The organism is Paracoccus sp. J39 (genome assembly GCF_000518925.1).
In the GTDB taxonomy this organism is placed as follows: Bacteria; Pseudomonadota; Alphaproteobacteria; order Rhodobacterales; family Rhodobacteraceae; genus Paracoccus.
This window is the reverse complement of the sequence record NZ_JAEN01000024.1, coordinates 21,011-47,473: the sequence shown is the minus strand read 5'-3', so window position 1 is coordinate 47,473 and position 26,463 is coordinate 21,011. Positions and strand designations below refer to the sequence as shown.

Genomic DNA, 26,463 nt, shown 5'->3' with positions numbered 1-26,463 from the left:
CCGATGGCACGGTTCTTCATTCACCGGCCGGTGCTGGCCTGGGTGATCTCGATCTTCATCGTCATCGCCGGGGTGATCGCGCTGCCGATGATGCCCATCGCGCAATATCCGCAGGTGGCCTGGCCGCAGATCACCATCTCGACCGCCTATACCGGCGCCGCGCCGGGCGAGATCAACCGCGCCGTCGCCCAGCCCATCGAGGACGAGCTGAACGGCGTCGAGGGCCTGGCCTATTACGAATCGGTCTCGGATTCCTCGGGGGCCATGTCGATCACCGCGACCTTCGAGCCGGGCACCGACATCGCCCGCGCCCAGGTCGACGTGCAGAATGCCGTGGCGCGGGTCGAGCCGCTTTTGCCGCAAAGCGTGGTCGATCAGGGCGTGCTGATCGAAGAGGCGGGCACCGGCTTCCTGATGATGGTGGCGCTGACCTCGGATGACGGGGCGATGGGCGACATCGCGCTCGGCGACTACCTGAACCGCAACGTGGTGGGCGAGATCCGCCGCATCGAGGGCGTGGGCCGGGCGCAGGTCTTTGCCCCGGAACGGGCGCTGCGCATCTGGGTCGATCCGGCCAAGATGACCGGGCTGAACCTCAGCTCGGCCGAGATCGTCGCGGCGGTGCGGGCGCAGAACGCGCAGGTCGCGGCCGGCAAGGTCGGGGCGGACCCGAACCCCATCGGCCAGCAGCTGACTGCGACCGTGCTGATCAAGGGGCAGCTGGACGATGTGGACGAATTCGGCAAGATCGTGCTGCGCGCCAATCCCGACGGCTCGACCGTGCTCTTGCGCGACGTGGCCCGGCTGGAGGTCGGTGCCGAGACCTATAGTTTCGCCTCGCGCATCGACGGCAAGCCGGCGGCGGCGCTGGGGATCCAGCTTTCGGCCACCGGCAACGCGCTGAACACCTCGGAAGCGGTGCATCAGAAGATGGAGGAGCTGTCGCGGTTCTTCCCCGACGGCGTCAGCTATACCATCCCCTATGACACCACCCCCTTCGTCGAGGCATCCATCGAGAAGGTGCTGCACACGCTGGTCGAGGCGATGGCGCTGGTCTTCGTGGTGATGTTCCTGTTCCTGCAGAATTTCCGTTATACCATCATCCCGACCATCGTCGTGCCCATCGCGCTGATGGGGACAGTGGCGGTCATGCTGGCGGCGGGATTCTCGATCAACGTGCTGACCATGTTCGCCATGGTGCTGGCCATCGGCATCCTGGTCGATGACGCCATCGTGGTGATCGAGAACGTCGAGCGCATCATGGCGACCGAAGGGCTGCCGCCGCGCGAGGCGACGAAAAAGGCCATGGGGCAGATCTCGGGCGCCATCATCGGCATCACGCTGGTTCTCGCGGCGGTCTTCGTGCCGATGGCGTTCTTTCCCGGCTCGTCGGGCATCATCTATCGGCAATTCGCGCTGACCATGGTGGTGTCGATCCTGTTCTCGGCCTTCTTGGCGCTGACGCTGACCCCGGCGCTTTGCGCGACCTTCCTGAAGCCGATCAGCGGCCATCACGAAAGGAAGGGCTTCTTCGGCTGGTTCAACCGCAATTTCGACCGGCTGACCGAGCGTTATACCCGCGCGGTCGGGCTGGTCACGCGGCGGCGGCTGGTAATGATGGGGTTCTATCTGGTGCTGGTCGCGGCCACCGGCATGGGCTTCCTGCGCCTGCCGACCAGCTTCCTGCCGAACGAGGACCAGGGCTTCATCATCGCCGACATCCAGACCCCGGCCACGGCCAGTTCGAACCGCACCGACGAGGTGCTGGCCCAGGCCACGCAGATGTTCCAGCAGAACGAGGCCGTCGAGAACACGGTGGCGATCCGCGGTTTCAGCTTTTCGGGGCAGGGGCCCAATGCCGGGCTGATGTTCGTCACCTTCAAGGACTGGGCCGAGCGCGAGCAATCGGCGCAGGACATCGCCAACGCCGCGAACATGCAGATGTTCGGCTATCAGGACGCGCAGGCCTTCGCGCTGTCGCCGCCGCCGATCCCCGGCTTCGGCGCCACCGGCGGCTTCAGCTTCCGGCTGCAGGACCGCGGCGGGCAGGGGCAGGAGGCGCTGCTGGCCGCCGCCCAGCAGATCATCGCCAAGGCGCAGGAAAACGGCATCGCCACCGGGCTGCGCATCGAGGGGCTGCCCTCGGCCGCGCAGGTCTTCGTCACCATCGACCGCGAAAAGGCCAATGCCTTCGGCGTGACCTTCGCCGACATCTCGGCGACGATCTCGCAATACCTGGGCTCGGCCTATATCAACGACTTCCCCAATGCCGGGAAGATGCAGCGCGTGGTCATGCAGGCCGAGGACGACTCGCGCATGCAGGCCGAAGACATCCTGAAGCTGACCGTGCGCAACGCGGGTGGCGGCATGGTGCCCTTCTCCTCCTTCGCCAGCGTGACATGGGAGCAGGGGCCGTCGCAGGTCGTCAGCTATAACGGCTATCCGGCGGTCCGCATCGCCGGCGCGGCCGGGCCGGGCTACAGTTCCGGCGCCGCCATGGCCGAGATGGAGCGGCTGGCGGCCGAACTGCCGCAGGGCTTCGGCTATGAATGGACCGGGCAGTCGCTGGAGGAGATTCAGGCCGGGTCGCAGGCGACGCTGCTTTACGCGATGAGCATCCTGTTCGTCTTCCTGCTGCTTTCGGGGCTTTACGAAAGCTGGTCGATCCCGCTTTCCGTGATGCTGGTGGTGCCGCTGGGCGTTCTGGGCTGCGTCGTCGCGGTCATGCTGCGCGACATGCCCAACGACATCTATTTCAAGGTCGGGCTGATCGCCATCATCGGGCTTTCGGCCAAGAACGCCATCCTGATCGTGGAATTCGCCAAGGACCTGCGCGCACAGGGGCAAAGCCTGATCGACGCGGCGGTGACGGCGGCGAAGCTGCGCTTCCGGCCGATCCTGATGACCTCGCTCGCGTTCACGCTGGGCGTGGTGCCCTTGGCCATCGCCACCGGCCCCTCGGCGGCAAGCCAGAACGCCATCGGAACCGGGGTGATCGGCGGCATGGTCGCGGCCACGGTGCTGGCGGTGTTCTTCGTGCCGGTGTTCTTCGTCTTCGTGCTGGGCGCGGTCAGCCGGCTGACCGGCGGCAGGACGGTGGCCGGGCCGCAGGCCGATACGGCGGGCTAGGCTCCGGCGCCGCCGCAGGCACGGGCGGGACCAAGCCCGCCCGTGCCGCCATTCCCCTTTCCGCGACCCCGTCCCGGGCCGCGTCAACCAGAGAGTTTCGGATGATCCAGACCATGCCTCTTTCCCGCCGCGGCCTGCTGGGCGGGCTGGCCTCGACCCTTGCGCTCGCCGCCTGCAACCCGGTCAGCTATACCGCGCCCCGGGCCGAGGTGGCCGGCGCTTTCGCCGCCAATTCCCCGGCCCGCCGCGCCGGCTCCAATGCCTGGTGGGCGGCCTTTCGCGACAGGCAGCTGGACGCGCTGATCGCTGCCGGGCTCAAGCGCAATCTGGACGTGCAGACCGCCGTCGCCACCATCCGCGAGGCGCAGGCCAATGCCCGCCTGGTCGGCGCCAGCGACCTGCCGCAGGTCGATGCGCAGGGCTCGGCCGGGCGCAACCGCAACGAGACGGGCATCGTCGAAAGCAGCTCGGCCACGCTGGGCGTGTCCTGGCTGGTCGATCTGTTCGGCCAGAACCGCGCGGCGCGGCAGGGCGCCTCGGCCCGGCTGGACGCGGCCTATCTTTCGGCCGAGGTGGCGCGGTTGACCGTGGCCAGCGCCATCGCCTCGGCCTATGTCGATGCGCGCTATTACCAGGAGGCGCTGGCCCTGACCCGGCAGAGTCTGGAAAGCCGCCGCCGTACGCTGGAGATGACCCGCACCCAGGACGCCTTCGGCAGCGTCTCGCGGCTGGAGGTGTTGCAGGCCGAGCAGTTGGTGGCGCAGGCCGAGGCGGCCCTGCCCGGGCTGGAGGTCGGCTTCGACCAGTCGGTGAACCGGCTGGCCACGCTGACCGCCGGGCGCAGCGCCGATATCGCCGCGCAGCTGCGCAAGGGCGGCGGCCAGCCGCGCGCCCGCTACAGCGCCAGCGTCGGCGTGCCGGCCGACGTGGTCCGGGTGCGCCCGGACGTGCGCATGGCCGAGCGCAATCTCGCCGCCGCCGCCGCCGATGTGGGCGAGGCGCAGGCGGCCTTCTATCCCAAGCTCACGCTGTCCGGTTCGGTCACGCCGACGAATATCGCCGGCGGCGGCAGCAGCAAAAGCTGGGGCTTCGGCCCGCAGATCTCGGTGCCGCTCTTCTCGGGCGGCGCCAACCAGGCGCAGCTTTCTGCCGCGCAGGCGCGGGCGGAACAGGCGCGGCTGGCCTGGCAGGCTTCGGTGCTGGGCGCGGTCGAGGAGGTCGAGAACGCGCTGGCCGGCTACAACCGCGACGCCCGTGCCGTCGCCGCGCAGGCGCGGCTGGTCGAGAACGCGCGCGAGACGGTCGGGCTGACCCGCAGCTCTTACGAGCTGGGCGAGGCGGATTTCTTCCCGGTTCTGGATGCCGAGCGCAGCCTGCTGTCGGCCCGGCAGGAACTGGCCGCCGCCGTGCGCCAGCAGGCGTTGAATTTCGTCGCGCTCAGCGCGGCTTCGGCGGGCGGGGTGGGCCTGCCGGTTTCCTGACGGCGCCGGCCGGTCTGGCCGGCTTACGGCCCGCTTGAAAACGCGGGGGCCGAAGGGCCCCCTGCCGACTTATCGGCCGCGGCCGGTCAGGGGCCCGGAACCGGCCGCCCGTCGCACGGCACGGCGAGGGCGTGTCTACAGCGGATCGACCGCGAAGGCGGGCATTCTTTCGCCCGCGTCCAGCGCCGCCAGATAGCGCCGGCCGCAGTCCAGCGCCTCGCGGATGGTCACGTCCATATCCAGATAGCGATAGGTGCCCAGCCGCCCCACGAAGGTGACGTTCGGCTCGGCCTCGGCCCGCGCGACGTAATCGGCCAGCATCGCCTTTTCCGCCACCAGCCGGATCGGGTAATAGGGGATGTCCTCGGGCCCGCATTCGCGCGAGAATTCGCGATAGAGCACCGAGCCGTCATGCTCTTCCCAGGGCGCGAAATGCTTGTGTTCGGTGATGCGCGTCCAGGGCACGTCCACGTCGCCGTAATTCATCACCGCGCAGCCCTGCCAGTCGCCCTGGTAATCGAACCGTTCGAAATCCAGCGTGCGATAGCCCAGCCGGCCCAGTTCATAGCCGAACCAGCCGTCGATGGGGCCGGAATAGAAGACGTGATCGTAATCGCCGGCCTCGGCGCGGCTGACCGCGGTGTTCAGCCGCACCGTGATGCCGGGATGGTCCAGGATGCGTTCGACCAGGGCGGTGTAGCCGTTTTCCGGCATGCCCTGGAACCTGTGGAAGAAATAATTGTCGTCATAGTTGAAGCGCACCGGCAGCCGCTTCAGGATCGAGGCCGGCAGCTCGGTCGGTGAACAGCCCCATTGCTTCAGCGTGTAGCCCTTGAAGAAGGCCTCGTAGAGCTCGGGGCCGACGAAGCGCAGCGCCTGTTCCTCGAAGGTCTGCGGATCGCTGATCGAGCGGTCGGCCTTGCCCTCGATGAAGGCGCGGGCCTCGTCCGGGCGCAGGGTCTTGCCGAAGAACTGGTTGATGGTGTGCAGGTTCACCGGCAATGAATAGACCGCGCCCTGCGAGGTGGTCTTGACCCGGTTCTTGTAGGGCAGGAAGGTCTCGAACCCATTGACATAGTCCCAGACCTCGGCGTCGTCGGTGTGGAAGATATGCGGCCCGTAGACATGCACCATGACGCCAGTCGCCGCGTCGCGGGTGGTGTGGCAATTGCCGGCGACATGCGGCCGCGCGTCCGCCACGGTGACCTGGTGCCCGGCCTCGGCCAGCACGCGCCCGATCACCGCGCCGGACAGGCCCGCGCCCACCATCAGACAATGTTTCGCCATGGGACTCTCCGAAACGGTTGGAAATGGGGCCGGCTTATTGCGCAGCCATGTGGGTGGTGCCGGGCGCGGCGGGCGGGGCCTCGATCCCCAGCCGGGCGGTCCAGAACCCGGTGTTGGCGAGTTCCGCATAGCCCTCGCGCCATTCCGCCTTGAGGCGGGGATAGTCCCGCATCAGCCGCAAGCCGTTCCTCAGCATCCGCCAGCCTTCGCGCAGCGCGGCGCGCTTGGAATGGCGCACGGTAAAGCTTTGGCTGCCGTCGGCGCTGAGATAGGTGATCCGGGCCGCCCCCCAGGTCTGGCGGATCTGGCCGCGCTGGCTCGACCGCAGCACCAGCTGGTTGCCGTAGAGCCGGAAGAAGGGCAGCAGATGCCCGTTCAACGTGGCCTTCATCAACAGCCGCGGCAGAAGCCGGTGCGGGTTGAAGCGGATGCGCGACCGCGGCGGCCTGCCCCGAAGCGGCGCCCAGGCCTCGTCCTTGCGCAGGGCGGCGAGGGTCGCGCGCCGTTCCGCCATGTCGGCATTGGCGGCAAAGAAGGCCGGCCCGCGCATCACGTCCTCGACCGCGAGGTTCAGCGCCGCGAGGGTTTCGTAATGGCATTGGAACAGGCTGCGCAGGAAGAACCAGGCGGGCATGGTCAAGGTCTTGAACAGGCCGATATCCATTTGCGGCAGGGCGAGGTGATGCACGATATGGCTGCGCAGGTCCAGATAGAGCGTCTGCAGCGATTCCTTGTCCGAGAAATCGGCGTCCTGGAAACAGACCACCCCCGGCAGGGTCACGATGTCGAAATCGTTGGCGATCGAGAAGCTGACATCGTCGCCGCGCACGAAGAACGGGAAGGGCCGGTATTTCGTCAGGGCGACGGGAAAGGCGAAATACCACCAGCCGCCATAGAAGTTCTGCGGCTTGTCCGCGGTGGACTCCATTTCCATGCGCGAGACCTGGTCGAAATTGCGCAGGTCGGTGCCCAGCCATTGCGGCTGGCAGTGCCGTTCGAAAAGGGCGCCGCTTTCCCACAGCGCCCAGCGGTGGTTGGCCATGGTCATGCCGCCCGCCACGGCGGTCCTGGGATCGGTCGCATGGGCGAGGAAGGTCCAGGTCCGCTCGACCGCGCCCATATGGACCGAGGCGTCGTCGTCCATGAACAGGCAATGCGTGGCGCCGCGGGCCTCGGCCTCGATCAGGCCGCGGGCGAAGCCGCCCGAACCGCCGAGATTTTCGTTGTCGATGGGCGTGACATGGTCCGAGGGGCGAATCCCCGCGCTACGCCCGTTATCGACCACGATCAGGTGCAGATGCGGTGCCAGCGGCGTCTCGGCCATGAAGGACTCGAACCGGGCGACGCTGGCGCGGACCGCCTCCTCGCGCCGGAAGGTGGTGATGGACAGCGCCAGTTGCGGCTGCCGCCTGGGCGCCTGCCGGCTTTCCCAGGCGGCGCCGGCCAGCCTGCCCTCGCCAAGCGCGCGCAGCGAGAAGCAGACCAGCCCCACGGGTTCGGGCAAGAGCAGCGGGGTCAGGTCCAGCCGGGAGGGCTGGTCTGGCGTAAGCTCGACGATCTCGTTCACCGGCCGCTCCCACGAGCGTTCCGCGAGGATCTGGAACACCACGAGTTCGAACCGCCCTTCGCCCTCGAGCCGCAGGCCGAGGTCGGAAAGCCCGCAATGCCGGCGCCATTTCCCCAGGTTGAACAGGTTGGCGGCGGTGTTGAACTCCGCCAGTCCGCCAGCGGAAAAGCAGATGCTGCGCGTCGCGCCGGAATAGGCCGCCGCGCCGCCGAGTCGCATATAGAGCAGATGCTCGGTCGAGATCCCGACCTCGGGCCAGAGCAGGGATTGCAGGGTGTGAAAGGGGACAGACTCGGGCTGGATCATAACAACAGATGTCCGGTGAACTGAGCGAATTCGGAGATGGTGATTTGCCCGAGGTTGCTGGTCGGGTCTTCCCTGCGTCGTGGGGGGAAAAGGGGTGCCGGCTTGTCCGGGAAATACGTTGTCCTGACCCATTCGTTGGCGCTGGAAAAATGGGCCATGATGCGCTCGGACTGTTCACGCGAAAGACGTGCGCGCGGCTCGACCGGCAGGGTTTCGATCCGTCCTTGCAGCCTTTGCCGCAGCGGGTTGGGCTTTCCGTTCCAATGATAAGAAATAAAGGGGTGCATCTGGCGCAGGAATTCGAGCGCGGGCGCAGACAGTCCGGTATTGTCATTGGCGCTACGCCGAAGCTGCGACATGTCGGGCGGGTTTCCGGAAAACACGACATCGAAGAAATCGGTCAGGATGTCTTGGCCTACCAACTCGTCGCGGTCGAAGATGCGCACCGTTACCCGATCCCGACCGAAGGATTCATTCCAGAATTCGAGAATCCTGCGGTGGAAAATGTAGGGGACCATCACGGTATTGCCGAGCGCCTCATCGACGAAGCTGTCGAAGGTCATGCCTCCAAAACCGCGCCTCATGTACTCCCCATACATGCTGAGCAAGGCATCGTCCTGCCGCCGCAGATAGACCAGGATCCGGACTTCGTCGAAAATCTCGGAGAGAAAGGCTGCGAGATTCTGGACACCCTGCGGGCCGCTGATATTGGCTGTCAGGTTCTCGGAGGAAAGCAGGACGGTATGGATTTCTCCGTTCGCCTCGTCGATTTGCCGTCGCAGATGCGCGCTCAGCTTCGTGCCAAACTCTCTTGCCTCCTCTAGCGATTCAATACCGTAGTCGCGCGCAAAGACCGAGATATAGTTCGCACATGCATATAGCAGGCTGATGTGATTGACGTCAGGCACCAGCATGTCCGGATAGAGTATGCCATGGCCGCGCAGCCATCCCGCATTCTGGGCGCAGGTATTTTGCAAGAATGTCGAGGCGGTCTTGGGGTGGCCGATATGGCAGATCACTTTCATGGTTCAGATGGCACGCTGATGGCTGACAGGATACTTTTTGGTCCAGACGAAATCCGGTCCTTGCATCTGACGATTCGAAGAACCGCCCTGCAAGCCGGAGCCGAACTTTTCATGATCGGGGAGAGAGGGGATGCGAAGGGCTTGGGTCACAGGGTCTGGTCTCGAGCAGGGGGTTCGGGATGCGGCAGCGCCATCTCGGCCCCGCAGTCCGGGGATTTAGCCCATTATGACAGCGGAGGAAAGCACCAATGGCTTGCTGCTTGGCCCCGGAAAGCCGTCCGCGCCGGCTTTGATGCGTTTTGCCTGCCTTCTCGTCCCATGGCCTCGAAGGCCCCGCGCGGCGGATGCCTCTGTCGGCGGTTTCCCAGGCGGGTCGGCCAGGCCGCGGCGCCCGACTGCGCTTTCCGTCCTGACCACCGGCATCACGCAATCCGGCCCGTCATGCCTCCGCGCGGGAGTGATCGCGCAGGCGATCATCGCCTATCTGGGGCGAGGGGCCGGGACGGGCCCATGGGCCGGCTTTTGCGATACGGCTTCACCCCTGGCGGCTCTGGCCGCTTGCCCCGGCGACGGTCCGCCTGCGAAGCGAACCCGTTCCCGCCCTGCGACGAACCTGCGGGTCCCCGCAAGACGCCTGTCTCCGCTGACCGCCGGCACTCGCCCCAGTTGGAGGCAGCCGACCAAAAGCAGGGCGGGCGGCCCCGGGGGAGGCGCCTGCCCGGGGCCGAAGCTTTTCATTGCATATATTCGCAATATCGAATAGACAATCTGCGAACCGGCGTGAATGCCCATCGACACATGCAGCAGAAGCGAGGCGATTCCATGGCCAATGCCCCTGAAGTGACCGGCTTTTACGAGTCCCGCACCGGTTCGGTGCAATATGTCGTGGCCGATCCGGAAACCGGGAAATGCGCGATCGTCGATCCGGTGCTGGACTATGACGAGAAATCCGGCGCCACCGCGACCATCGAGGCGGACCGCATCCTCGGTTTCATCGCCGAGAAGGGCTATGAGGTGCAGTGGATCCTGGACACCCATCCCCATGCCGACCATTTCTCGGCCGCCGACTATCTCAGGCGCAAGACCGGCGCGCCCACCGCCATCGGCGAGAAGGTGGTGGAGGTGCAGAAACTGTGGAAAGGCTATTACAACTGGCCCGACTTCCCGACGGACGGTTCGCAATGGGACAGGCTTTTCGCCGAGGGCGAAAGCTTCGAGCTCGGCAATATCCCGGCGCGCGTGATGTTCTCGCCCGGCCATACGCTGGCCTCGATCACCTATGTGATCGGCGACGCGGCCTTCGTGCATGACACGCTGTTCATGCCCGACAGCGGCACCGCCCGCGCCGATTTCCCCGGCGGCGACGCGCATGGGCTGTGGCGCTCGATCCAGGCCATCCTGGCCCTGCCGGACGACACGCGGCTCTTCACCGGCCACGACTATTGCGAGGGCGGGCGCGAGCCGCGCTGGGAATCGACGGTGGCCGAGCAGAAGACCGCAAACATCCACATGGCGCGACATCGCAGCGAGGCGGAATTCGTCGCCGCGCGCGAGGCCCGCGACCGGACCCTGCCGATGCCCAAGCTGATCCTGCATGCCCTGCAGGTCAACATCAATGCCGGGCGCCTGCCCGAGCCCGAATCCAATGGAAGGCGCTATCTTAAGATCCCGCTCGGCCTGCTGCAGGCCCCCTGGGAGTGAGAAAGGAACAAGAGATGCAGATCAATATCGGAACCCCCGAACGCGTCCTGCGGCTGATCCTCGGCGTCCTGCTGGTGGTCCTGCCGTTCCTCGTCGGGCTGTCCAGCCTGTGGACCTGGGTATCGGTGGTCGCCGGCCTGGTGCTGCTGGTCACCGGCGCGATACGCTTTTGCCCGGTCTGGTCGCTGCTGGGCATCCGCCGGGGGGGCAAGGAATGACCGAGTTCACGCCCTGGCAATCCGCCCTGGGCGGGGCGCTGATCGGGCTGGCGGCGGTGCTGCTGATGGCGCTGCACGGGCGCATCGCCGGCATGACCGGGATCGTCTCGGGTCTGCTGGGACCGGCATCCGGCCCCGAGGCAGGCGGGCGCGGCTGGCGGCTGGCCTTTCTGGCGGGGGCGGCGGTCGCGCCGCTGCTGCTGGCGGCGGTGGCGGGCATGGCGATCCCCTTCGCCAGCCCGTCGCCGCCGATCTGGACGGCGATCGGCGGCTTCGCCGTCGGGCTGGGGGCGGGCATCGGCGGCGGCTGCACCTCGGGGCACGGCGTCTGCGGCATGGCGCGGCTTTCCCGGCGTTCGGTCGTGGCCACCCTGACCTTCATGCTGGCCACCGGCGTCACCGTCCATGTCATTCGCCATGTGATCGGGGGGTTCTGAGATGCCTGTGCTTTCCGCCCTGCTGATCGGCCTGATCTTCGGCGCCGGGATCGCCGTATCGGGCATGATAAACCCGGCCAAGGTGCTGAACTTCTTCGACCTCGCCGGCAGCTGGGACCCTTCGCTGGCCTTTGTCATGGGGGGCGCCCTGGCGGTGACCTTCATCGGCTACCGCATGGTGCTGAAACGGTCCGCGCCGCTCTGCGGCGACCGCTTCCACCTGCCGGCCCGTCGCGACATCGATGCGGCTCTGGTCGGGGGTTCGGCGCTGTTCGGGATCGGCTGGGGCATCGCCGGCTTTTGCCCGGGCGGCGCGATCCCGGCGCTTGGCCTGCTGCGCCCCGAGCCGGTGGTCTTCGTCGCGGCGATGCTGGCCGGCATCGCCTTGGCGCGGCTGCTGCGCGGGCGCGGTGCAGGCCGGTCCGCCACCGGCCCGGGCCAGGGGGCGCGGGTCAGCTGCGGGGCAGGGCGCGGCGCTAATCGGCCGGCCCCGGGGGCAACGCCTCGCGCACCAGCGCGCCGCGATAACGGATGACCCTGCGGCTCAGATCGTGGGCGGCGCGGATCGCGGCGGGGATGTCGGCGCCCCGAATCCGGGCCGCCAGATAGCCCGCGTTGAAGCTGTCCCCGGCCGAGGTCGTGTCCACCGGCACCTCGCGCGGCAGGTCCTCGACCAGCCCCGCGCCCTCGTTCCCGCCATAGAGCACCGGATCGCCGCCGGCCTTGACCACGACCTGCCCGGCCCCGCAAGCGAGGTAGCGTGCCACCGTCGCCTGCGGATCGGCATCGCCGAAGAAGCCGCGCTCGTCGTCGAAGCTGGGCAGGACCAGGTCGGCGATGGCGGCGGCCGCCTCGATCTCGCGGCGCATGGTGGGGATGTCCGGCCACAGCTTGGGCCGCAGGTTGGGGTCGAAGACCACCTGCGTGCCCGCCGCACGGGCGGCCTTCAGCGCCGCGATCAGTGCGGTCCGGCCGGCCTCGGGCAGGATGCCCAGGGTGATGCCCGAGACATAGGCGATGGCCACGCCTTGCAGCGCCGCGGCCAGCGCGGCCGGATCGTCGGCCAGCCCCTTGGCCGCCGAGGTGTCGCGCCAATAGCTGAAGCTGCGCTCGCCATCCTTCAGCGAGATGGCATAGAGCGCGATCTCGCGGCTTGGGTCGCGCCCGACATGGGCGGCGTCGATTCCCTCGGCGGTCAGGAAATCGACCATCTGCTGCGAGAACTCGCCGGTGCCGACGCGGCTGCAATAGGCGACGCGCCAATCCGCCGGCAGCAGGCGGCGCAGATACCAGGCCGTGTTCAGCGTGTCGCCGGCGATGCCCAGCCGCCACAGCCCGTCCCGGCCCGAGGGCGACAGCTCGACCATCGCCTCGCCGATGGAAAGGATCGCCTGGCCGGTCACGATGCCAGTTCCTTCGCCATGGCCGCGCGCAGCCCGTCGCGGCGGATATGGGTGACGGTCCGGCGCACCGCCTGTATGAAGCCGGCATCCCCGACCAGCGCAGGCGGCGCCAGTCCCGGCAGCGCCAGGACCGAACGGGTCAGGGTCTCGTCGTCCTCGCCCGCCTTGCGGGCCAAGTCTAGCAGCACCGGGCCGCGCGGATCGTCCGGGGCCTGCTGCTGCGCCGCCAGCCAGGCCAGCCAGATCGCGGTGGCGAAGGCGAAGGGGCGGGCGTCGCCGCCGGCCTGCAGCGCCCCGGCCGCGGGGGCGAACCAGCGTTGCGGCAGCTTTTCGGTGCCGTCCATGGCGATCTGGCGGGTCTGGTGGGCGATGGCCGGGTTGGCGAAGCGCGCCAGCAGCGCCGCGGCATAGGCTTCGGGGTCGAGCCCGGCGCCCTGCGGCAGGGTCGCGCCCGCCGCCCGCATGTGGCGACGGACCAGCGCCGTCAGCGCCGGATCGGCCATGACGTCGCGGACATGGGGCAGGTCCAGCAGCTGCCCGGCATAGGCGATCAGCGAATGGCTGCCGTTCAGCATGCGCAGCTTCATCGCCTCATGGGGGCGGACGTCCTGGACGAACAGCGCGCCGCCGGCCTCCCATGCCGGGCGGCCTTGCGGGAAATGGTCCTCGATCACCCATTGGCTGAAGGGCTCGGTCTCGACGCAGGCCAGGTCGCGATGGCCGGTCAGCGCCTCGACATCGGCCAGGGTGCGCTCGGTCGTGGCCGGGGTGATGCGGTCCACCATGGTCGCCGGAAAGGCGACATGATCGGCGATCCAGCCCGCCAGGCCGGGATCGCGGCGGCGGGCAAAGCCCAGCACGCCGGCGCGCAGCAAGGCGCCGTTGTCCGGCAGGTTGTCACAGCTGAGCACCGCGAAGGGCGCGGCCCCGGCCTCGCGCCGCGCCGCCAGGGCCGCGGTGATGATGCCCAGCACGCCCTGCGGCTCCTGCGGCTGCGCCAGGTCGGCGGCCACCGCCGGATGGGCCGGATCGGCATCCATGGCGGCGCGGTCGATCCCGTAAGCCTTTTCCGAGACGGTCAGCGACAGGATGCGGATCGCCGGATCGCAGGCGGCGCGCAGGATCGCCGATGCGTCGCCGCCGATGGCCGGGCCATGCGCGCCGATCACCCGCGCCCGGTCGCTTTCGGACCGCTCCAGCACGGTGAAAAGCCCGTCCTGCGCGTTCAGCGCATCCGGGACGTCGCGGCTGCGCAGGTTGGCGCCGAGGATGCGCCAGTCGCCGCCCCCGGCCGCCAGCGCGTCGTCGGTATGAACCGCCTGATGCGCGCGGTGAAAGGCGCCCAGTCCCAGATGCAGGATGCCCATGCCATGCGCCGCGCGGTCATAGCGCGGCCGCGCGACGCCGGGCGGCAGGTCGGCCAGTCCGGTCAGGCGCGGGCTCATGGCCGCGCCCCGTGGCTCAGCGCCAGTTCGACCCCGCGCAGTTCCGCCAGGCCCTTGAGCCGGCCGATGGCGGGATAGCCGGGCTGCCCGCCGCGGCCGATATCGTCCAGGATGTCCTGCCCGTGGTCGGGGCGCATCGGGATCACGGCATCGGCGCGGCCGGCGGCGCGGCGCTTGGCCTCCTCCCGCAGGACGGCGGCGACCAGCGCCACCATGTCGGTCTGGCCGCCCAGATGCTCGTCCTCGAAGAACGAGCCCCGGATCGCGTCCGTGTCGCGGCGCACGTTGCGCAGGTGCAGGAAATGCACCCGGTCGCCCAGCCGCTCCATCATGCCCGGCAGGTCGTTGTCCGGCCGCGCCCCCAGCGAGCCCGAGCAGAGCGTGATGCCGTTCGCCGGCATATCCACGGCGGCCATGCGCTCGGCGTAATCCGCCTCGGTGGACATGACGCGCGGCAGGCCCAGCAGACCGAAGGGCGGGTCGTCGGGATGGCAGCACAGCCGCACCCCGATTTCTTGCGCGACGGGGACGACCTGTTCCAGGAAGTCGTGGAAATGCCGGCGCAGCACCGCGTCGGTGACGGGGGCATAGCTGTCCAGCAGCGTCCGCACATCGTTCAGGGTGAAATGCTCGGCCGCGCCGGGCAGGCCGAAGACCACGTTGCCGGCCAGCTCTTCGCGCCGGGCCTCGTCCATCTGGGCGAAGCGGCGGGCGGCTTCCTCGCGGACCTCCTCGGGGAAATCCTCGGCCGCGCCCTTGCGCTGCAGGATATGAATGTCGAAGGCGGCGAAATCGGTGAAGTCGAAGCGCATGCAGCGCGCGCCGTTCGGGCGCCGCCAGGCCAGATCGGTGCGGGTCCAGTCCAGCACCGGCATGAAATTGTAGCAGATCACCTCGATCCCCGCCTCCTTCAGGTGCCGCATCGAGGTGATCCAGTTGGCGACATGCGTCCGCCAGTCGCCGGTCTGGGTCTTGATCGCCTCGCTGACCGGCAGGCTTTCGACCACCTCCCATTTCAGGCCCGAGGGCGCGCCGTCGGTCATCACCGCCAGCTCGGCCTGCCGGCGGGCGATTTCCTCGGGGGACCAGACGGTCCCGGTCGGGACGTGGTGAAGGGCGGTCACAACGCCCTGCACCCCCGCCTGCAGCATGTCGTCGATCGAGACCCGATCCTTGGGACCGAACCAGCGCCAGGTATGTCGCATTCACGTTTTCCTTGTTCTTCAGGCGGCATTGCCGCGGTCGTCGGGCCACAGGCAGCCGGGACCGAAATCCTTGATGTCGTTGACGCCGCAAAGCGCCATGGTGATGTCCATTTCGCGGCGCAGGATGGCCAGTGCCGCCTCGACGCCCCTTTGCCCCATGGCACCCAGCCCATAGGTGAAGGCGCGGCCGACAAAGACGCCGTTCGCACCGCTGGCGATGGCCTTCAGCGCCTCCTGTCCCGACTGGATGCCGCCGTCGAGATAAAGCGGAAAGTCCGTGCCGACCGCCCGGCGGATCGCGGGCAGCGTGCGGATGGTCGAGGGGGCGCCGTCCAGCTGCCGCCCGCCATGGTTCGAGACCAGGATCGCGTCGCAGCCGGTATCCAGCGCGCGCCGCGCGTCCTCGGGGTCGTTGATGCCCTTGAGGATCACCGGCCCGCCCCATTTGCGGATGATCTGCTCGACCCGATTCCAGTCCAGCCGCTGGTCGAACTGGCGCGCGGTCCAGTCCATCAGGTCGCCCAGGCTTTCGACGCCCCGGGCATGGCCGACGATATTGCCGAAGCTGCGCCGGCGCGTGCCCAGCATCCCCAACGCCCAGCGGGGATGCAGGGCGATGTCGATCAGGTTCGGCAGCGTCAGCCGGGGCGGCGCGGTCATGCGGTTCTTCAGATCCTTGTGGCGCTGGCCCTGGATGGTCAGGTCCAGCGTCAGCACCAGCGCCGTGACCCCGGCCCGGCGGGCGCGGTCGAGGATGTTGTCCAGGAACTCCTCGTCCCGCAGGGTGTAGAGCTGGAACCAGAACGGCGCCCCCGTCGCCTGCGCGATATCCTCCAGCGAGCACATCGACATGGTCGATAGCGTGAAGGGCACGCCGGCGGAATGCGCGGCGCGGGCGGCGTGGATCTCTCCGTCCGGGTGCTGCATGCCCAAAAGGCCCACCGGAGCCAGCGCCAGGGGCATCGAGACCGGCTGGCCCAGCATGGTGGTGGCAAGGCTGCGGGATTCGATGTTCCGGGCCACGCGCTGGCGCAGCAGGATGCGTTCGAAATCGGCGCGGTTGGCGCGATAGGTGCCGCCGGTCCAGGCGCCGACATCCACGTAATCGTAGAACATGCGCGGGACGCGCCGCCGGTGCAGGCGGCGCAGATCCTCGATCTCGGTGATGACCGGCATGAGTTCAGGCCTCGAAATCCAGCTGCACCTTGACAGCCTGCGCCCGGTCGCCGGCAAGATCGAAGGCGCGCTGCGCTTCGGCAGCGGGCAGGACTTGCGTGACCATGGGCGACAGGTCGATCTCGCCCGCGCCGATCATGCGCACGGCCTGCGCGAACTCGCGGTCGAAGCGGTGGGTGCCGACCAGGCGCAGCTCCTTGGCGACGATCAGGTTCAGCGGCAGGGGCAGGGTGCCGCCGACGCCGATCTGCACCACGGTGCCCTGCGGCCGCGTCACGCCGATGGCCTGCGCGATGGCATGGGGATTGGCCGAGCATTCCAGCACCACGTCGATGCGGCCCTTGCCCTCGGCCAGATCGGCCAGCGCGTCGGGCTGTTCGGCCACGTTCACCGCCCGGTCGGCGCCCATGCGGCGGGCGATGTCCAGCGTGAAGTCCTGCACATCCGTCACCACGATCTCGGCCGCGCCGCGCAGGCGGGCCAGCGCGGTGCAGATCGCGCCGATGGGCCCGGCGCCGGTGACCAGCACCCGCTGGCCGGCCAGGTCGGGCGCCATGGTCAGGGCGTGCAGGCAGACGGCCAGCGGCTCGGCCCCCGCCGCGGCTGCGGCGTCTGCCCCGTCGGGCAGCGGCAGGCACTGCCCGACGGGATGATAGAGCCGGCTGCGAAAGAAGCCGTTCTCATGCGGGAAGCGCATGGCCGAGCCGTTGAAGCGCATGGCCAGGCAATGCCGCTCGGCGCCCGCGCGGCAATATTCGCATTCGCCGCAGGGGCGCGAGGGCGACAGCGCGACCAGTTGACCGGCCCCGAGGCCCGAGCCTTCGGGCGCGGCCTCGACCACGCCCGCGGCTTCGTGGCCCAGCACGATGGGCTCGCGCACCCGGACCGGGCCGAAGCCGCCGTCATGGTAGTAATGCAGGTCCGAGCCGCAGATGCCGCCGCGCAGCACGCGGATCAGGGCAGCGCCCTCGGCGGGTTGCGGATCGGGCAGGGGCTCGATCCGCAGGTCGTGGGCCGCATGCAGGCGGCAGGCGATGTCCCGTGTCATGTCAGTTCCCCATCAGCGTCGTCGGCAGCCAGGTGGCGAAGGGCGGGTAATAGGAGACCAGCAGCAGCACGATGATGTTCGAGATCAGGAAGGGAATGACCGCGCTGATCACCTTGGCCAGCGGCTCGCGCGCGATGTTGCAGGCGACGAACAGGCAGACGCCCACCGGCGGCGTGGTCAGGCCGATCATCAGGTTCAGGACCGCGAAGGTCGCGAAATGCAGCGGCTCGATGCCGACGCTGGTCGCCAGCCCCAGCAGCGGCACGAACAGGATGATCAGCGCGGCGATGGTCTCCATGAACATGCCGATCGCCAGCAGCAGCACGTTGATCAGCAGGATGACCAGGATCGGGTTGTCGGTGATCGCCAGCACGGTGCTGACCAGCATCTGCGGGATGCGCTCGGATGCCAGGATCGAGCCGAAGACATTGGCGAAACCCACCAGCGCCAGGATGCCGGCCGAGGAGACGGCGCTGTTGACGACGATGCGCGGCACCGCACGGATCGGCAGCTCGCGATAGACGAAGGCGCCGACGACAAAGGCGTAGAGGCAGGCGACGATGGCGGTCTCGGTCGGGGTGGCGATGCCGGTCAGCAACCCGCCGATGATCAGCCCGGTCATGGCCAGCGCCCAGAAGGCGGCGAGGAAGGCCGCGACCAGCTCGCCGAAGCCCTGCCATTGCTGGCGCGGATAGTTGCGGCGCACGGCCAGGATATAGCAGGTGATCGCCATGCCGATGCCCATCAGCACGCCCGGCACCGCGCCGGCAAGGAACAGCTGGCCGACCGAGATGCCCGACAGGGCGCCGACGATGATCATCGGCACGCTGGGCGGCAGCATCGGGCCAACCGTGGCCGAGGCGGCGGTGATCGCGGCAGCGAAATCGCCGGGATAGCCGGATTTCTTCATGCCGGGGATCATCACGCCGCCGGTCGCCGCGACATCGGCGACCGCCGTGCCCGAGACGCCGCCGAACATCATCGAATCCGCGACGTTCGCCATGGCCAGCCCGCCGCGCATCCAGCCCACCATGGCATTGGCCAGGCGGATGATGCGTTCGGTGATGCCGCCGAAATTCATCAGGTTGCCGGCCAGGATGAAGCCGGGAATGCACAGCAGCACGAAGACGTCCATGCCGGCATACATGCGCTGCGGGATGATGACGACCGGCAGGCCCGCCGACAGGATATAGGCCAGCGAGGCCAGCCCCAGACAGACCGCGACTGGCACGCCAAGCGCCAGCGTCACGATGAAGGTGGTCAGAAGCAGGAAAAGGTCCATGGATCAGGCTTCCTCGGCAAGGTGGGGCCGCCCGTCATCGGTGCCGGCGATCATGCCGATCACGCGCAGCAGGGCGAACAGGCAAAGCAGGACGGACAGCACCAGCACCGAGGCGTGGATGATGTCCATCGGCCAGCGCAGGCTGGGCGCGCGCTGGAAGGCCCCGATCTGGGTGAATTTCCAGGCCGGCCAGACCATAACCGCGCCAAGCGCCGCCGTGCAGACCGCCGCGATCAGGCGCATCCACCAGGCCTTGCTTTCCGAGACCGTCTCTTGCAGCAGGTCCACGTTCACCAGCTCGCCCGTCATCAGCGACAGGCCGATGCCGAAGGCGGTCATGTAGAGCAGCAGGTAGCGCGACAGTTCCTCGGTCCAGACCGGCGAGGGCAGGCCGAAGGTCCGGGTGGTGATCTGCAGCGTGACCACCGCGATCAGCACGAAGAAGGCGATGCCCACCGCAAACCGGCAGACCGCCGCGAGAATGCGTTGCATTAGAGCCAGATTTTTCATCTGCTTCAAACCCTTGTCGGCAAGTCGCGGCATGCGCGGTGCGCGCCGCGACCGGGCCGGTTAATTGTTGAACAGGTCCTGGACGATGGGCCGGATGCTTTCGTCGACGCTGTTGATGACAGCCTCGCGCGAGCCCTCGGCAAAGGCCGCCTGATCGGTTTCGACGAAGGTCATGCCCTTGGCCTCCAGATCGGCGCGGATGGCGTCCTCGTCCTGCAGGAACTGCTGGCGCTCGAACTCCTGGGCGCGGCGGGCGGCTTCCAGCATGTGGCCCTGATCCTCTTCGGACAGGCGCTGCCAGACCTGCTCGGCCACGGTCAGATAGATCCAGCCCCGCACATGCTCGGTCAGGTTCACATGGCTCTGCACCTCGTTCAGCGAGGCGGCCTGGATCAGCGCCAGCGGGTTTTCCTGCCCGTCGATGGTGCCGTTCTGCAGCGAGGTGAACACCTCCGAGAAGGCCATCGGCGTCGGCTGCGCGCCGAGCGCGGTCCAGGTGTCGACAAACAGCGGCACGTTCGGCACCCGCATGCGCATGCGATTCAGCTCGGCCGGGCTGGTGATGGCGCGGTTGGCGGTCAGGTTGCGCGCGCCGCGGGCGAAATAGGCGATGGGGCGGACCTGGGCGCGTTCGATGATCTGCGCCTCGATCTCTTTGCCGATCTCGCCGCCGGCGACCTCGTCCATGTGTTCAAGCGACTGGTAGGCATAGGGAATGGCCAGCAGCGCCGCCATGGGCGCCCAGTTCTGCAGGCTTTCGCCGGTGATGGTCATCTCGACCGTGCCCAGCTGCATGCCGTTGATGAGATCCATCTCGCGGCCCAGCGAGTCGTTGGGAAAGACCTCGACGGCGATGCGGCCCTCGGTCAGTGTCGCCAGTTCCTCGGCGAATTTCAGCGAGGCCTTGTGCCAGGAGTTCTGTTCGTTGGCGAGGTGGCCGAGCTTCAGCGTCAGTTCGGCGGCAGAGGCGCCCATGGCGGAAGCGGCGGTCAGGCATGCCACGGCCAGCGCCGCAAAGCGGCGGCGGTTCAGGGTGATCATCGTTCTCCTCCGGGATGATGCGGGTCAGGGTATGAAAAGTTCGGGACGGCTGCGCGAGATCTCGGGCAGGTCGTTCAGCAACTCGCGCAGATGGCGGCGCATGGCCTGCTCGGCCAGGGCCGGGTCGTGATTGCGCAGGCCCTCGACGATCTCGGCATGCTGGCCGATCAGCTTCTGGATGTCGAAGGTGCGCGCGGTGATGTAGCGCAGACGGTTCATCTGCGACTTAAGCCCCTCCAGCACGACCCAGACCGCCTCTTGCCCGGCCGCCACCGCAAGCAGGCGGTGGAAGCGGTCGTCGAGCCGGACGAAGGTTTCGGCATCGTCGCGCGCCACGGCCTCGCGCTGCTCGTCGATCTCGGCATCCAGGCGGGTCAGCAGCCGCTCGTCGGCCTGTTCGGCCAGCATGCGGACCAGATCGCTTTCCACGGCCTCGCGGATCAGCCGCGCCGAAAGCACCGCCGAAAGCGAGATGCGGCTGATATAGGTGCCGCGCTGGGGCCGCACCTCGGCCAGCCCGTCCGAGGTCAGGCGGATGAAGGCCTCGCGCACCGGCTGGCGGCTGACGCCGATCTGGTTGGCGATCTCGGTCTCGCTCAGGCGAGTGCCGGGGGGCAGGGCGCCGCGCAGGATCGCATCGCGCAGCCATTCATGGACCTGCGGCGCGGTCGAAAGCGTGAAGTCGATATTCGGCTGCATGGACATGAATCACCTCCCGGGCAGCAAAGTATCGCATACTTGCATACTAGTAAATCAAAAATGCATCCCCCATCGGAACGCCGCCGGAAAAACCGGCAGGGCGACTTTCCATCCGCACGGATCTGTGGCACGAAAGCCGGCCATGACCGTCAGCCAGCCCTATGATTTCCTGGTCTATCGCGCCACGCCCGCCGGCATCGTCGCGGCGATCACCGCCGCGCGGCTGAAGCTGCGCACCCTGCTGGTCGAGCCCTCGGGGCGGGTGGGCGGCATGATGACCTCGGGGCTGAATGCCGCCGACACGCTCAACAGCGGCTTGATCACCGGGGTGCCGCTGGAGTTCTTCCGGGCGGTGCGCGACGAATATGCCATGCCGCACCTGCCGGTCCGCATCGAAAGCAGCATGGCGCTGAAGGTCTTTCGCGCCATGCTGGCGCGCAGCGGCGTCGAACTGGCGCTGCATTGCGACATCGGCGGCATCCGCCGCGAGGGACCGCGCCTGGCGGAATGCCGGCTGAGCGACGGCCGGCAGGTGTCGTCACGCTGGTGGGTCGATGCCTCTTACGAGGGCGACCTGATGCACCTTGCCGGCATCCGTCACCGGCTGGGCCGCGAATCCGCCAGCGAGTTCGGCGAAAGCCTGGCCGGACGGCAGCCGTTCGGCCCGCTTCTGCCCTGGCAGCCCAAGGCGGCGATCGACCCGCGGCAGGATGGCCGGCCGCTGCCCTATGTCCTGCCCTGGTCGCCCCCTGCCGAACCGGGAACGGGCGACGACCGGCTGCAAAGCTATTGCATCCGCCCCACGCTGACCAACCGGCCCGAAAACCGCCTGCCGGTCATCGCGCCCGAGGATTTCGATTTCCGCAACTTCGCGTTGTTCCGCCGCCTTGGGCTGCTGATCCGGGCCGGGCGGATCACCTCGAAGGCCATCCCGATGCAGGGCACGACCTTCCAATCGGCCTATTTCAAGCTGAACGAGCTGCCGAACGGCAAGTTCGACATGAATTCCGGCCCGGCCGCGCCGCTGAACAATCCGGCGCTGACGCAGGAATGGGTGAAAGCTTCGATGGAGCGCCGCAAGGCGCTGACCCAGGATTTCGCGCGTTATACCCAGGCGCTGCTGCACTTCATCCAGAACGACGACTCGGTGCCCGTCCGCCTGCGGCGGTTCTTCGGCCAGTTCGGCCTGCCCGCGGACGAATATGCCGATTCGGGCCATCTGCCTCCCGAGGTCTATGTGCGCGAGGGCCGCAGGCTTGTCGGCGCGCATGTCTTTCGCCAGCAGGACATCGAAGGCGGCGGCGTCGATCCGGCCGACGCCATCTGCATCGGCAAATACCATCTGGACTGCAAGCCAGTGCGCTGGCAGGTGAACCGCACCGGGACCAATGTCCTGCGCGAGGGGATGTTCTTTTCGCACAGCGCCCACCGCTATGCCCTGCCGGGCTGGATCATCCTGGCACATCCCGATGATTGCCGGAACTTCTTCTCGGTCTGCGGCGTCTCGGCCAGCCATGTCGCCTTCAGCTCGATCCGCATGGAGCCGACCTGGATGGAACTGGGGGCCGCGGCCGCCATGATGGCCCATCTTGCCGACCGGCACGGTGTCCCCGCGCACCAGATCCGGGGCCGGTCGGTGGTGGAACTGCGTCAGGCGCGGTTCCGGCAATGGCCCTCGGCCACCTTCATCCGGGCACGGCTCCGCCGCAAGATCGCCGGATATCGCCGCAAGCTGCCGGGGCAGGGGAAGTCGGCCGGGTGATCCGCCGCCCGGGCAGTCAGCGGGATTCGACCTGCGACAGGATCTCGCGCTCGGTCGCGCGGATCATGCCGCTGTAGCGCTGGTTCTTGAAGCCGAAGATGGTGGAATGCACGTCCTCGCGATGGCCGGCGATGAAGGGCACGGCCGAGACCACCCGCAGCCCCGGCATGCTGTTGAGCCATTCGTCGATGGTATTCGTGCTCGCATCCCCGGCATCTGGGGACCAGTCTGCCATCCATTCCAGCGCGATGCGGTTATAGACGTTGAACACCATGCCCATCATGTGCGGCGTGTGGATGATGTGATTGTCGCCCAGCCGCCTGCGCAGGCTGATCTTGGGCTTGCCCTCGATCCGGGTCATCACGCCGTTGAAGACGTCCCAGTCGGCGCGGTCCAGATAACGGTGGATCGCCGCGCAATATTGCGGGAAATCCGGGCTGAAGAAGGCGTCGTCCTCGCAGATGGTCAGGCGCTCCGCCCCGGATTGCAGCGCCTTGGCGGCGACGGTCTTGTAGCTCCAGGCACAGCCCTTCCAGGCGGGCAGCAGGCGGATGCCGTCGAAGAAGCGGAAGCCGGCCGGATTGCCCTGCCGGAAACTGTCGCGCCTTTGCAGATATTCCGGCAGGCTGATGCAGATATGCGCGCGGTCGCCGATCGGCGGTGCAAAGGCCAGCACCTCCTCCAGATAGCGGGCGGGATCAAGGGCGCCGGCATAGGCGAGCCAGCGCCCGATGGCCAGCCTGGTCTGGTGTCCCGGAGCCCGGTCGGGGACCAGGGTGATGTCGGGCAGCGCCGCCCCCAGCGCCAGCGCGCGGCGCAGGCCTTCCTCCGAACCGACGATCATCGCGCAGCCCGATGCCAGCAGCGCCTGGATCGCGCCGTCCTGCGGTCCGGCCGCCGCAAGATAGTCGTCGTCCAGCACGGCCGCGGCCAGATCCCCCGCGCCAAGCTCGGCAGCGCCGGGGTTGAAGACGATCGAGCGGCAGCCGGCCGAGGCGGCGGCCAGAAGCCCGTGGCGCGCAAGCTCGGCCTGAAACCGCGCCTTCAGCGGCCCGTGGCCGACAAGCGCCATGGGCTGGCCGGAAGGGGCACTGATCTCGCGCATCAGCCGGTCGTCGCGACGGTATCGGACCCGGTTGATGGCACCGGTGACGCCTTCCTGTGCCACGACCCGGCAGAGCCTTCTGACTGCATCCAGCATCCTGAATTCCTGTCGGAACTGTTCCTGCGGATAACCTTCATGCTGGTGAACGACACAGTTCGATTACGCTTGCGACAATAACCAAGTTTCAGCCGCAATCAGAATGATATTTTAGAGAGGACCAAAAAGCGTCGAAACGCAGACAAATGGATCATATACATATTAATCAAAAGCGGCGCTTGCGGCGCTGGGAAATATCCATGCGACAGAGCAAGACGCCCGTTCGGGCTTTACCGAAGGCGATCCCGATAGGAGCTGCGCGCGTGATGGTCCGCGAGGGAAAGAATGCGGCCGTAAATCTGGACCCGGACCGTGCCAATTCCTTGCGGCGAAACCTGCGCGTAAAGATACGGCGCCTCCTGCCATTCTCCCAGCCGGATCGGGAAATCCTGGATGGCATTCTTTTCGGCCAGCCTGCCCAGATCCGCATTTTCCACCAGCAGCAGGCCGCCGCCTCTTTTCTGGTCGAGCGTTCGAAGGGTCAACAGCGCGGCGCCCGGCTCAATGCGCGCAGGGGCCCAGATGGTGATATTGTCGATGATATATTTCCCCTGCGCCTGCAGTTCGATGGCCTGTTCCTGGTCACTGGAAATATCCACATCGCCGATTCCGAAGGGGAAATTCGGGCTTTCGACGATGAAATGCGCCGCACCGGAACGGCCATCCGGCGAAACGATCGTCAAGCCCGGGCCTCCGGTCGTGAAGGCTTGCGTTTCCCTGCGGCCCGCCTTTTTGACGTTATCCATGTTTCTTGCCATCCTGTTCTTGAACATCAGAAGCATCAGAAGCGAGTAATCGTCAGGCCGGCCTTCTTGAGGCGATTCTGAACCGGCGCGTAAGACAGTTTTGCCGGCGAAACCTCCATTTCCAGACTGGTCAGCGCGACATGGCCGCAGGCTTCGCCGACTGCGGACAGGAAGGGCTCCAGCCTGATGGCGGTAAAGGCAACCTCGCTGGCCGATATGCCCCAACTGACGATAAGGTTGTCGCATTCCCCGACCGGAGGAACAACCGCCCGCAGCGGAACGGTGATAAAATTGTAATTCCCGGCATTCACTTCCGTTCCGTTGGCATCCGGGAAGGGCTGAACAGCCAGATGGCCCTCAAAACGCGTTCCACCAAATGGAATCGCGGACTGGGTTTTTGCCTTCGAATCGAGGACATATTGGCCAACGGCGATGCTGTCGTCCCAGTTCACCTCGTAAACCGCATGCCAGAAATTGATCGTCGCCTGTCCGACCAGGCGGCGGCCTTCGCGTTGATAAAGTTCGGAAGGCCAGCCAGGGGTGAGGATATAGTCTTCCTGCCACTCGTCGGCACAAAGCCCCCAAGGCGAAAAACGCTTTCGAATATCGTATGGCACTTCCGGGCGCTGTTGAAAGACGTGCAGGCGGCCTAGTTCCCTGTAAGCGAGGAGCTCGCGAATCTCATGGCGGCGCCGATCCGAGGCTTCACAATACTCAGCGCATATGGGGCCGCGAACATCACTTCCGTTTGCAGAAAACTTGTCGCGATATTCCGACATGTTCCTGATGTTGGAAAAACGCAGCCATGCATTCTGCCGCTGAACCTCGTTCAGGTCCGGAAAATCCGGAATGGCGCGGCTTGCCGATTCGGCATCGTAGGTTGCGCGATATATGGGCCGATAGGCATGTTCGCGGGTGTTGATCTTAAGTGACGGGTCGTCATTTGCAATCCGGATCTCATCGGAGAAATCGCGAATGTCGAAACCAGGCGGCGCAGGGAAACGCAAGTTCTGTTCGCCGGGAATGTTGGTAATGCAATTCCTGAAACCCATCGCCATGCTTCTGCGATCGGCGCTGCCCTTGGGTTCGAATGCGCGCCAGCCGCCGTATTTGGTGAGATTGCCTTTCTCATCGACGACATCGTAAGCGCGCTCGGTGACGCAGCCGGGATTGGCGCCCGCATAGTCTTCGCCAAATTGCGAGGCCGCCTCGCGGCCAATTCTCCAGGGCACGTTTGCGGCAGCCATGAGGCCGCCATTATAGCTGGCATCGATATAGACCTTTGCGGCATAGACCCCGCCTTTTCCCGGCTTTCGCAGCCAGGAACATCCTTCCGTGGCTATCGCGGCGATGCGGGTTCCGCGTTCCGCAACGGCGCTGTCCGGTTGGCCGTCCTGGTCCACGATCTCATTGCGGATGACCTGCGTGATGGTTTCACCCAACGCCAGAACGATATTCGGTTCTGCACGGATCATCCGGGACAATACCCGGTGCGCCACCGAAGGGGGAAAGTTCCACTGCAGGAAGCTTGAAGCGTTATAGCCGGTGATCGAGGAAACCGCGTCGGTAAATTCCTCGACGACCCCGCCAGCCCAGTTCTTGAATCGATGCGGAGCATCCGTGATGCCGAGCCCGCCGGTGATCATGCCGCCGATTGACGATTCCGGTGCCTGAATCACGACGGATTTTCCCGCCCGCGCGCATACGATGGCGGAGAAAATCCCCGACGGGGTGGCGCCGTGGACAAAGACGTCGAATTTTCTCATCATGTCGCTCCTGAACTGCGCGCTCCGG

At 67.0% G+C, this 26,463-nt stretch carries 21 protein-coding genes and 1 pseudogene; 7 read left to right on the top strand and 15 right to left on the bottom strand.

Annotation, left to right across the window (positions count from 1 at the left end; translation table 11 throughout):
* Positions 1 to 3 precede the first annotated feature (3 nt).
* Both L632_RS0118200 and L632_RS0118195 read left to right on the top strand, forming a co-directional pair.
* Positions 4 to 3,129 (top strand): efflux RND transporter permease subunit, encoded by a 3,126-nt coding sequence (locus L632_RS0118200; RefSeq protein WP_028713915.1) that lies wholly within the window; start codon positions 4 to 6, stop codon positions 3,127 to 3,129.
* Between the two features lie 101 nt (positions 3,130 to 3,230).
* The gene (locus tag L632_RS0118195) at positions 3,231 to 4,610 is read left to right on the top strand and encodes an efflux transporter outer membrane subunit (protein WP_028713914.1); all 1,380 of its coding nucleotides are present in this window, start codon (positions 3,231 to 3,233) and stop codon (positions 4,608 to 4,610) included.
* Positions 4,611 to 4,745: 135 nt separating this feature from the next.
* Here L632_RS0118195 and L632_RS0118190 read toward each other — a convergent pair whose 3' ends face one another.
* The 3 genes from L632_RS0118190 to L632_RS24745 are packed head-to-tail and all read right to left on the bottom strand — an operon-like array spanning position 4,746 to position 8,795.
* A complete protein-coding gene (locus tag L632_RS0118190; RefSeq protein WP_028717317.1) occupies positions 4,746 to 5,897 on the bottom strand; it encodes a UDP-galactopyranose mutase in 1,152 nt (383 codons plus the stop codon).
* 34 nt (positions 5,898 to 5,931) lie between these two features.
* Positions 5,932 to 7,770, bottom strand: coding sequence for a glycosyltransferase (locus L632_RS23100; protein ID WP_051416306.1), 1,839 nt, complete (start codon positions 7,768 to 7,770; stop codon positions 5,932 to 5,934).
* On the bottom strand, positions 7,767 to 8,795 hold the full coding sequence (locus L632_RS24745) for a hypothetical protein (RefSeq protein WP_028717316.1): 1,029 nt from the start codon (positions 8,793 to 8,795) through the stop codon (positions 7,767 to 7,769). The genes L632_RS23100 and L632_RS24745 overlap by 4 nt, the downstream gene beginning before the upstream one ends.
* Positions 8,796 to 9,617: 822 nt before the next feature.
* Here L632_RS24745 and L632_RS0118175 point away from each other — a divergent pair.
* The 4 genes and pseudogenes from L632_RS0118175 to L632_RS23095 all read left to right on the top strand — a co-directional run.
* Positions 9,618 to 10,496: an MBL fold metallo-hydrolase gene (locus L632_RS0118175; protein ID WP_028713911.1), complete on the top strand. Its 879-nt coding sequence runs from the start codon at positions 9,618 to 9,620 to the stop codon at positions 10,494 to 10,496.
* Positions 10,497 to 10,510: 14 nt separating this feature from the next.
* Positions 10,511 to 10,714, top strand: a complete 204-nt coding sequence (locus L632_RS0118170) for a DUF2892 domain-containing protein (protein WP_028713910.1) — start codon at positions 10,511 to 10,513, stop codon at positions 10,712 to 10,714.
* Positions 10,711 to 11,151 (top strand): YeeE/YedE family protein, encoded by a 441-nt coding sequence (locus L632_RS0118165; protein WP_028713909.1) that lies wholly within the window; start codon positions 10,711 to 10,713, stop codon positions 11,149 to 11,151. The genes L632_RS0118170 and L632_RS0118165 overlap by 4 nt, the downstream gene beginning before the upstream one ends.
* A 1-nt stretch (position 11,152) precedes the next feature.
* Positions 11,153 to 11,566: pseudogene (locus L632_RS23095) on the top strand (DUF6691 family protein); the annotation flags it as partial.
* Positions 11,567 to 11,627: 61 nt separating this feature from the next.
* On the opposite strand, the gene L632_RS0118155 reads toward L632_RS23095, so the two are convergent.
* From L632_RS0118155 to L632_RS0118115, 9 genes are all read right to left on the bottom strand, one after another.
* Positions 11,628 to 12,554, bottom strand: a complete 927-nt coding sequence (locus L632_RS0118155; protein ID WP_028713908.1) for a sugar kinase — start codon at positions 12,552 to 12,554, stop codon at positions 11,628 to 11,630.
* Positions 12,551 to 13,999, bottom strand: a complete 1,449-nt coding sequence (locus L632_RS0118150; RefSeq protein WP_028713907.1) for a mannitol dehydrogenase family protein — start codon at positions 13,997 to 13,999, stop codon at positions 12,551 to 12,553. Before L632_RS0118150 ends, L632_RS0118155 begins: the two co-directional genes overlap by 4 nt.
* A complete protein-coding gene (uxuA, locus tag L632_RS0118145; RefSeq protein ID WP_028713906.1) occupies positions 13,996 to 15,204 on the bottom strand; it encodes a mannonate dehydratase in 1,209 nt (402 codons plus the stop codon). Before uxuA ends, L632_RS0118150 begins: the two co-directional genes overlap by 4 nt.
* An 18-nt stretch (positions 15,205 to 15,222) precedes the next feature.
* The gene (locus L632_RS0118140) at positions 15,223 to 16,380 is read right to left on the bottom strand and encodes an alpha-hydroxy acid oxidase (RefSeq protein ID WP_028713905.1); all 1,158 of its coding nucleotides are present in this window, start codon (positions 16,378 to 16,380) and stop codon (positions 15,223 to 15,225) included.
* A gap of 4 nt (positions 16,381 to 16,384) precedes the next feature.
* Positions 16,385 to 17,428, bottom strand: coding sequence for an L-idonate 5-dehydrogenase (locus tag L632_RS0118135; RefSeq protein WP_028713904.1), 1,044 nt, complete (start codon positions 17,426 to 17,428; stop codon positions 16,385 to 16,387).
* 1 nt (position 17,429) lies between these two features.
* Positions 17,430 to 18,710: a TRAP transporter large permease gene (locus L632_RS0118130; protein ID WP_028713903.1), complete on the bottom strand. Its 1,281-nt coding sequence runs from the start codon at positions 18,708 to 18,710 to the stop codon at positions 17,430 to 17,432.
* A 3-nt stretch (positions 18,711 to 18,713) separates the two neighbouring features.
* On the bottom strand, positions 18,714 to 19,202 hold the full coding sequence (locus L632_RS0118125) for a TRAP transporter small permease (RefSeq protein ID WP_036698818.1): 489 nt from the start codon (positions 19,200 to 19,202) through the stop codon (positions 18,714 to 18,716).
* A gap of 78 nt (positions 19,203 to 19,280) precedes the next feature.
* Positions 19,281 to 20,261 carry a TRAP transporter substrate-binding protein gene (locus tag L632_RS0118120; RefSeq protein WP_028713901.1) on the bottom strand — a complete coding sequence of 327 codons (981 nt, stop codon included), beginning with the start codon at positions 20,259 to 20,261 and terminating at the stop codon, positions 19,281 to 19,283.
* Positions 20,262 to 20,285: 24 nt separating this feature from the next.
* Positions 20,286 to 20,966 (bottom strand): GntR family transcriptional regulator, encoded by a 681-nt coding sequence (locus L632_RS0118115; RefSeq protein WP_028713900.1) that lies wholly within the window; start codon positions 20,964 to 20,966, stop codon positions 20,286 to 20,288.
* Positions 20,967 to 21,102: 136 nt separating this feature from the next.
* Between L632_RS0118115 and L632_RS0118110 the strand changes: the two genes are divergently transcribed.
* Positions 21,103 to 22,722, top strand: a complete 1,620-nt coding sequence (locus L632_RS0118110) for an FAD-dependent oxidoreductase (protein ID WP_028717315.1) — start codon at positions 21,103 to 21,105, stop codon at positions 22,720 to 22,722.
* A gap of 16 nt (positions 22,723 to 22,738) precedes the next feature.
* On the opposite strand, the gene L632_RS23625 is transcribed toward L632_RS0118110, so the two are convergent.
* The 3 genes from L632_RS23625 to L632_RS0118095 all read right to left on the bottom strand — a co-directional run bounded on the left by L632_RS23625 (position 22,739) and on the right by L632_RS0118095 (position 26,435).
* Positions 22,739 to 23,923, bottom strand: a complete 1,185-nt coding sequence (locus tag L632_RS23625) for a hypothetical protein (protein ID WP_156933695.1) — start codon at positions 23,921 to 23,923, stop codon at positions 22,739 to 22,741.
* A gap of 230 nt (positions 23,924 to 24,153) precedes the next feature.
* Entirely contained in the window at positions 24,154 to 24,669 is a 516-nt protein-coding gene (locus L632_RS0118100; RefSeq protein WP_156933694.1) for a hypothetical protein, read from the bottom strand.
* Between the two features lie 35 nt (positions 24,670 to 24,704).
* Positions 24,705 to 26,435 carry an FAD-dependent oxidoreductase gene (locus tag L632_RS0118095; RefSeq protein WP_198021851.1) on the bottom strand — a complete coding sequence of 577 codons (1,731 nt, stop codon included), beginning with the start codon at positions 26,433 to 26,435 and terminating at the stop codon, positions 24,705 to 24,707.
* Between the last annotated feature and the right edge of the window lie 28 nt (positions 26,436 to 26,463).

Bases quoted from the DNA above. Each gene is read 5' to 3' on its own strand.
- L632_RS0118200 (WP_028713915.1), top strand. From the start codon at position 4: ATGGCACGGTTCTTCATTCACCGGCCGGTGCTGGCCTGGGTGATCTCG.
- L632_RS0118195 (WP_028713914.1), top strand. From the start codon at position 3,231: ATGATCCAGACCATGCCTCTTTCCCGCCGCGGCCTGCTGGGCGGGCTG.
- L632_RS0118190 (WP_028717317.1), bottom strand. From the start codon at position 5,897: ATGGCGAAACATTGTCTGATGGTGGGCGCGGGCCTGTCCGGCGCGGTG.
- L632_RS23100 (WP_051416306.1), bottom strand. From the start codon at position 7,770: ATGATCCAGCCCGAGTCTGTCCCCTTTCACACCCTGCAATCCCTGCTC.
- L632_RS24745 (WP_028717316.1), bottom strand. From the start codon at position 8,795: ATGAAAGTGATCTGCCATATCGGCCACCCCAAGACCGCCTCGACATTC.
- L632_RS0118175 (WP_028713911.1), top strand. From the start codon at position 9,618: ATGGCCAATGCCCCTGAAGTGACCGGCTTTTACGAGTCCCGCACCGGT.
- L632_RS0118170 (WP_028713910.1), top strand. From the start codon at position 10,511: ATGCAGATCAATATCGGAACCCCCGAACGCGTCCTGCGGCTGATCCTC.
- L632_RS0118165 (WP_028713909.1), top strand. From the start codon at position 10,711: ATGACCGAGTTCACGCCCTGGCAATCCGCCCTGGGCGGGGCGCTGATC.
- L632_RS0118150 (WP_028713907.1), bottom strand. From the start codon at position 13,999: ATGAGCCCGCGCCTGACCGGACTGGCCGACCTGCCGCCCGGCGTCGCG.
- uxuA (WP_028713906.1), bottom strand. From the start codon at position 15,204: ATGCGACATACCTGGCGCTGGTTCGGTCCCAAGGATCGGGTCTCGATC.
- L632_RS0118140 (WP_028713905.1), bottom strand. From the start codon at position 16,380: ATGCCGGTCATCACCGAGATCGAGGATCTGCGCCGCCTGCACCGGCGG.
- L632_RS0118135 (WP_028713904.1), bottom strand. From the start codon at position 17,428: ATGACACGGGACATCGCCTGCCGCCTGCATGCGGCCCACGACCTGCGG.
- L632_RS0118130 (WP_028713903.1), bottom strand. From the start codon at position 18,710: ATGGACCTTTTCCTGCTTCTGACCACCTTCATCGTGACGCTGGCGCTT.
- L632_RS0118125 (WP_036698818.1), bottom strand. From the start codon at position 19,202: ATGCAACGCATTCTCGCGGCGGTCTGCCGGTTTGCGGTGGGCATCGCC.
- L632_RS0118120 (WP_028713901.1), bottom strand. From the start codon at position 20,261: ATGATCACCCTGAACCGCCGCCGCTTTGCGGCGCTGGCCGTGGCATGC.
- L632_RS0118115 (WP_028713900.1), bottom strand. From the start codon at position 20,966: ATGTCCATGCAGCCGAATATCGACTTCACGCTTTCGACCGCGCCGCAG.
- L632_RS0118110 (WP_028717315.1), top strand. From the start codon at position 21,103: ATGACCGTCAGCCAGCCCTATGATTTCCTGGTCTATCGCGCCACGCCC.
- L632_RS23625 (WP_156933695.1), bottom strand. From the start codon at position 23,923: ATGCTGGATGCAGTCAGAAGGCTCTGCCGGGTCGTGGCACAGGAAGGC.
- L632_RS0118100 (WP_156933694.1), bottom strand. From the start codon at position 24,669: ATGGATAACGTCAAAAAGGCGGGCCGCAGGGAAACGCAAGCCTTCACG.
- L632_RS0118095 (WP_198021851.1), bottom strand. From the start codon at position 26,435: ATGAGAAAATTCGACGTCTTTGTCCACGGCGCCACCCCGTCGGGGATT.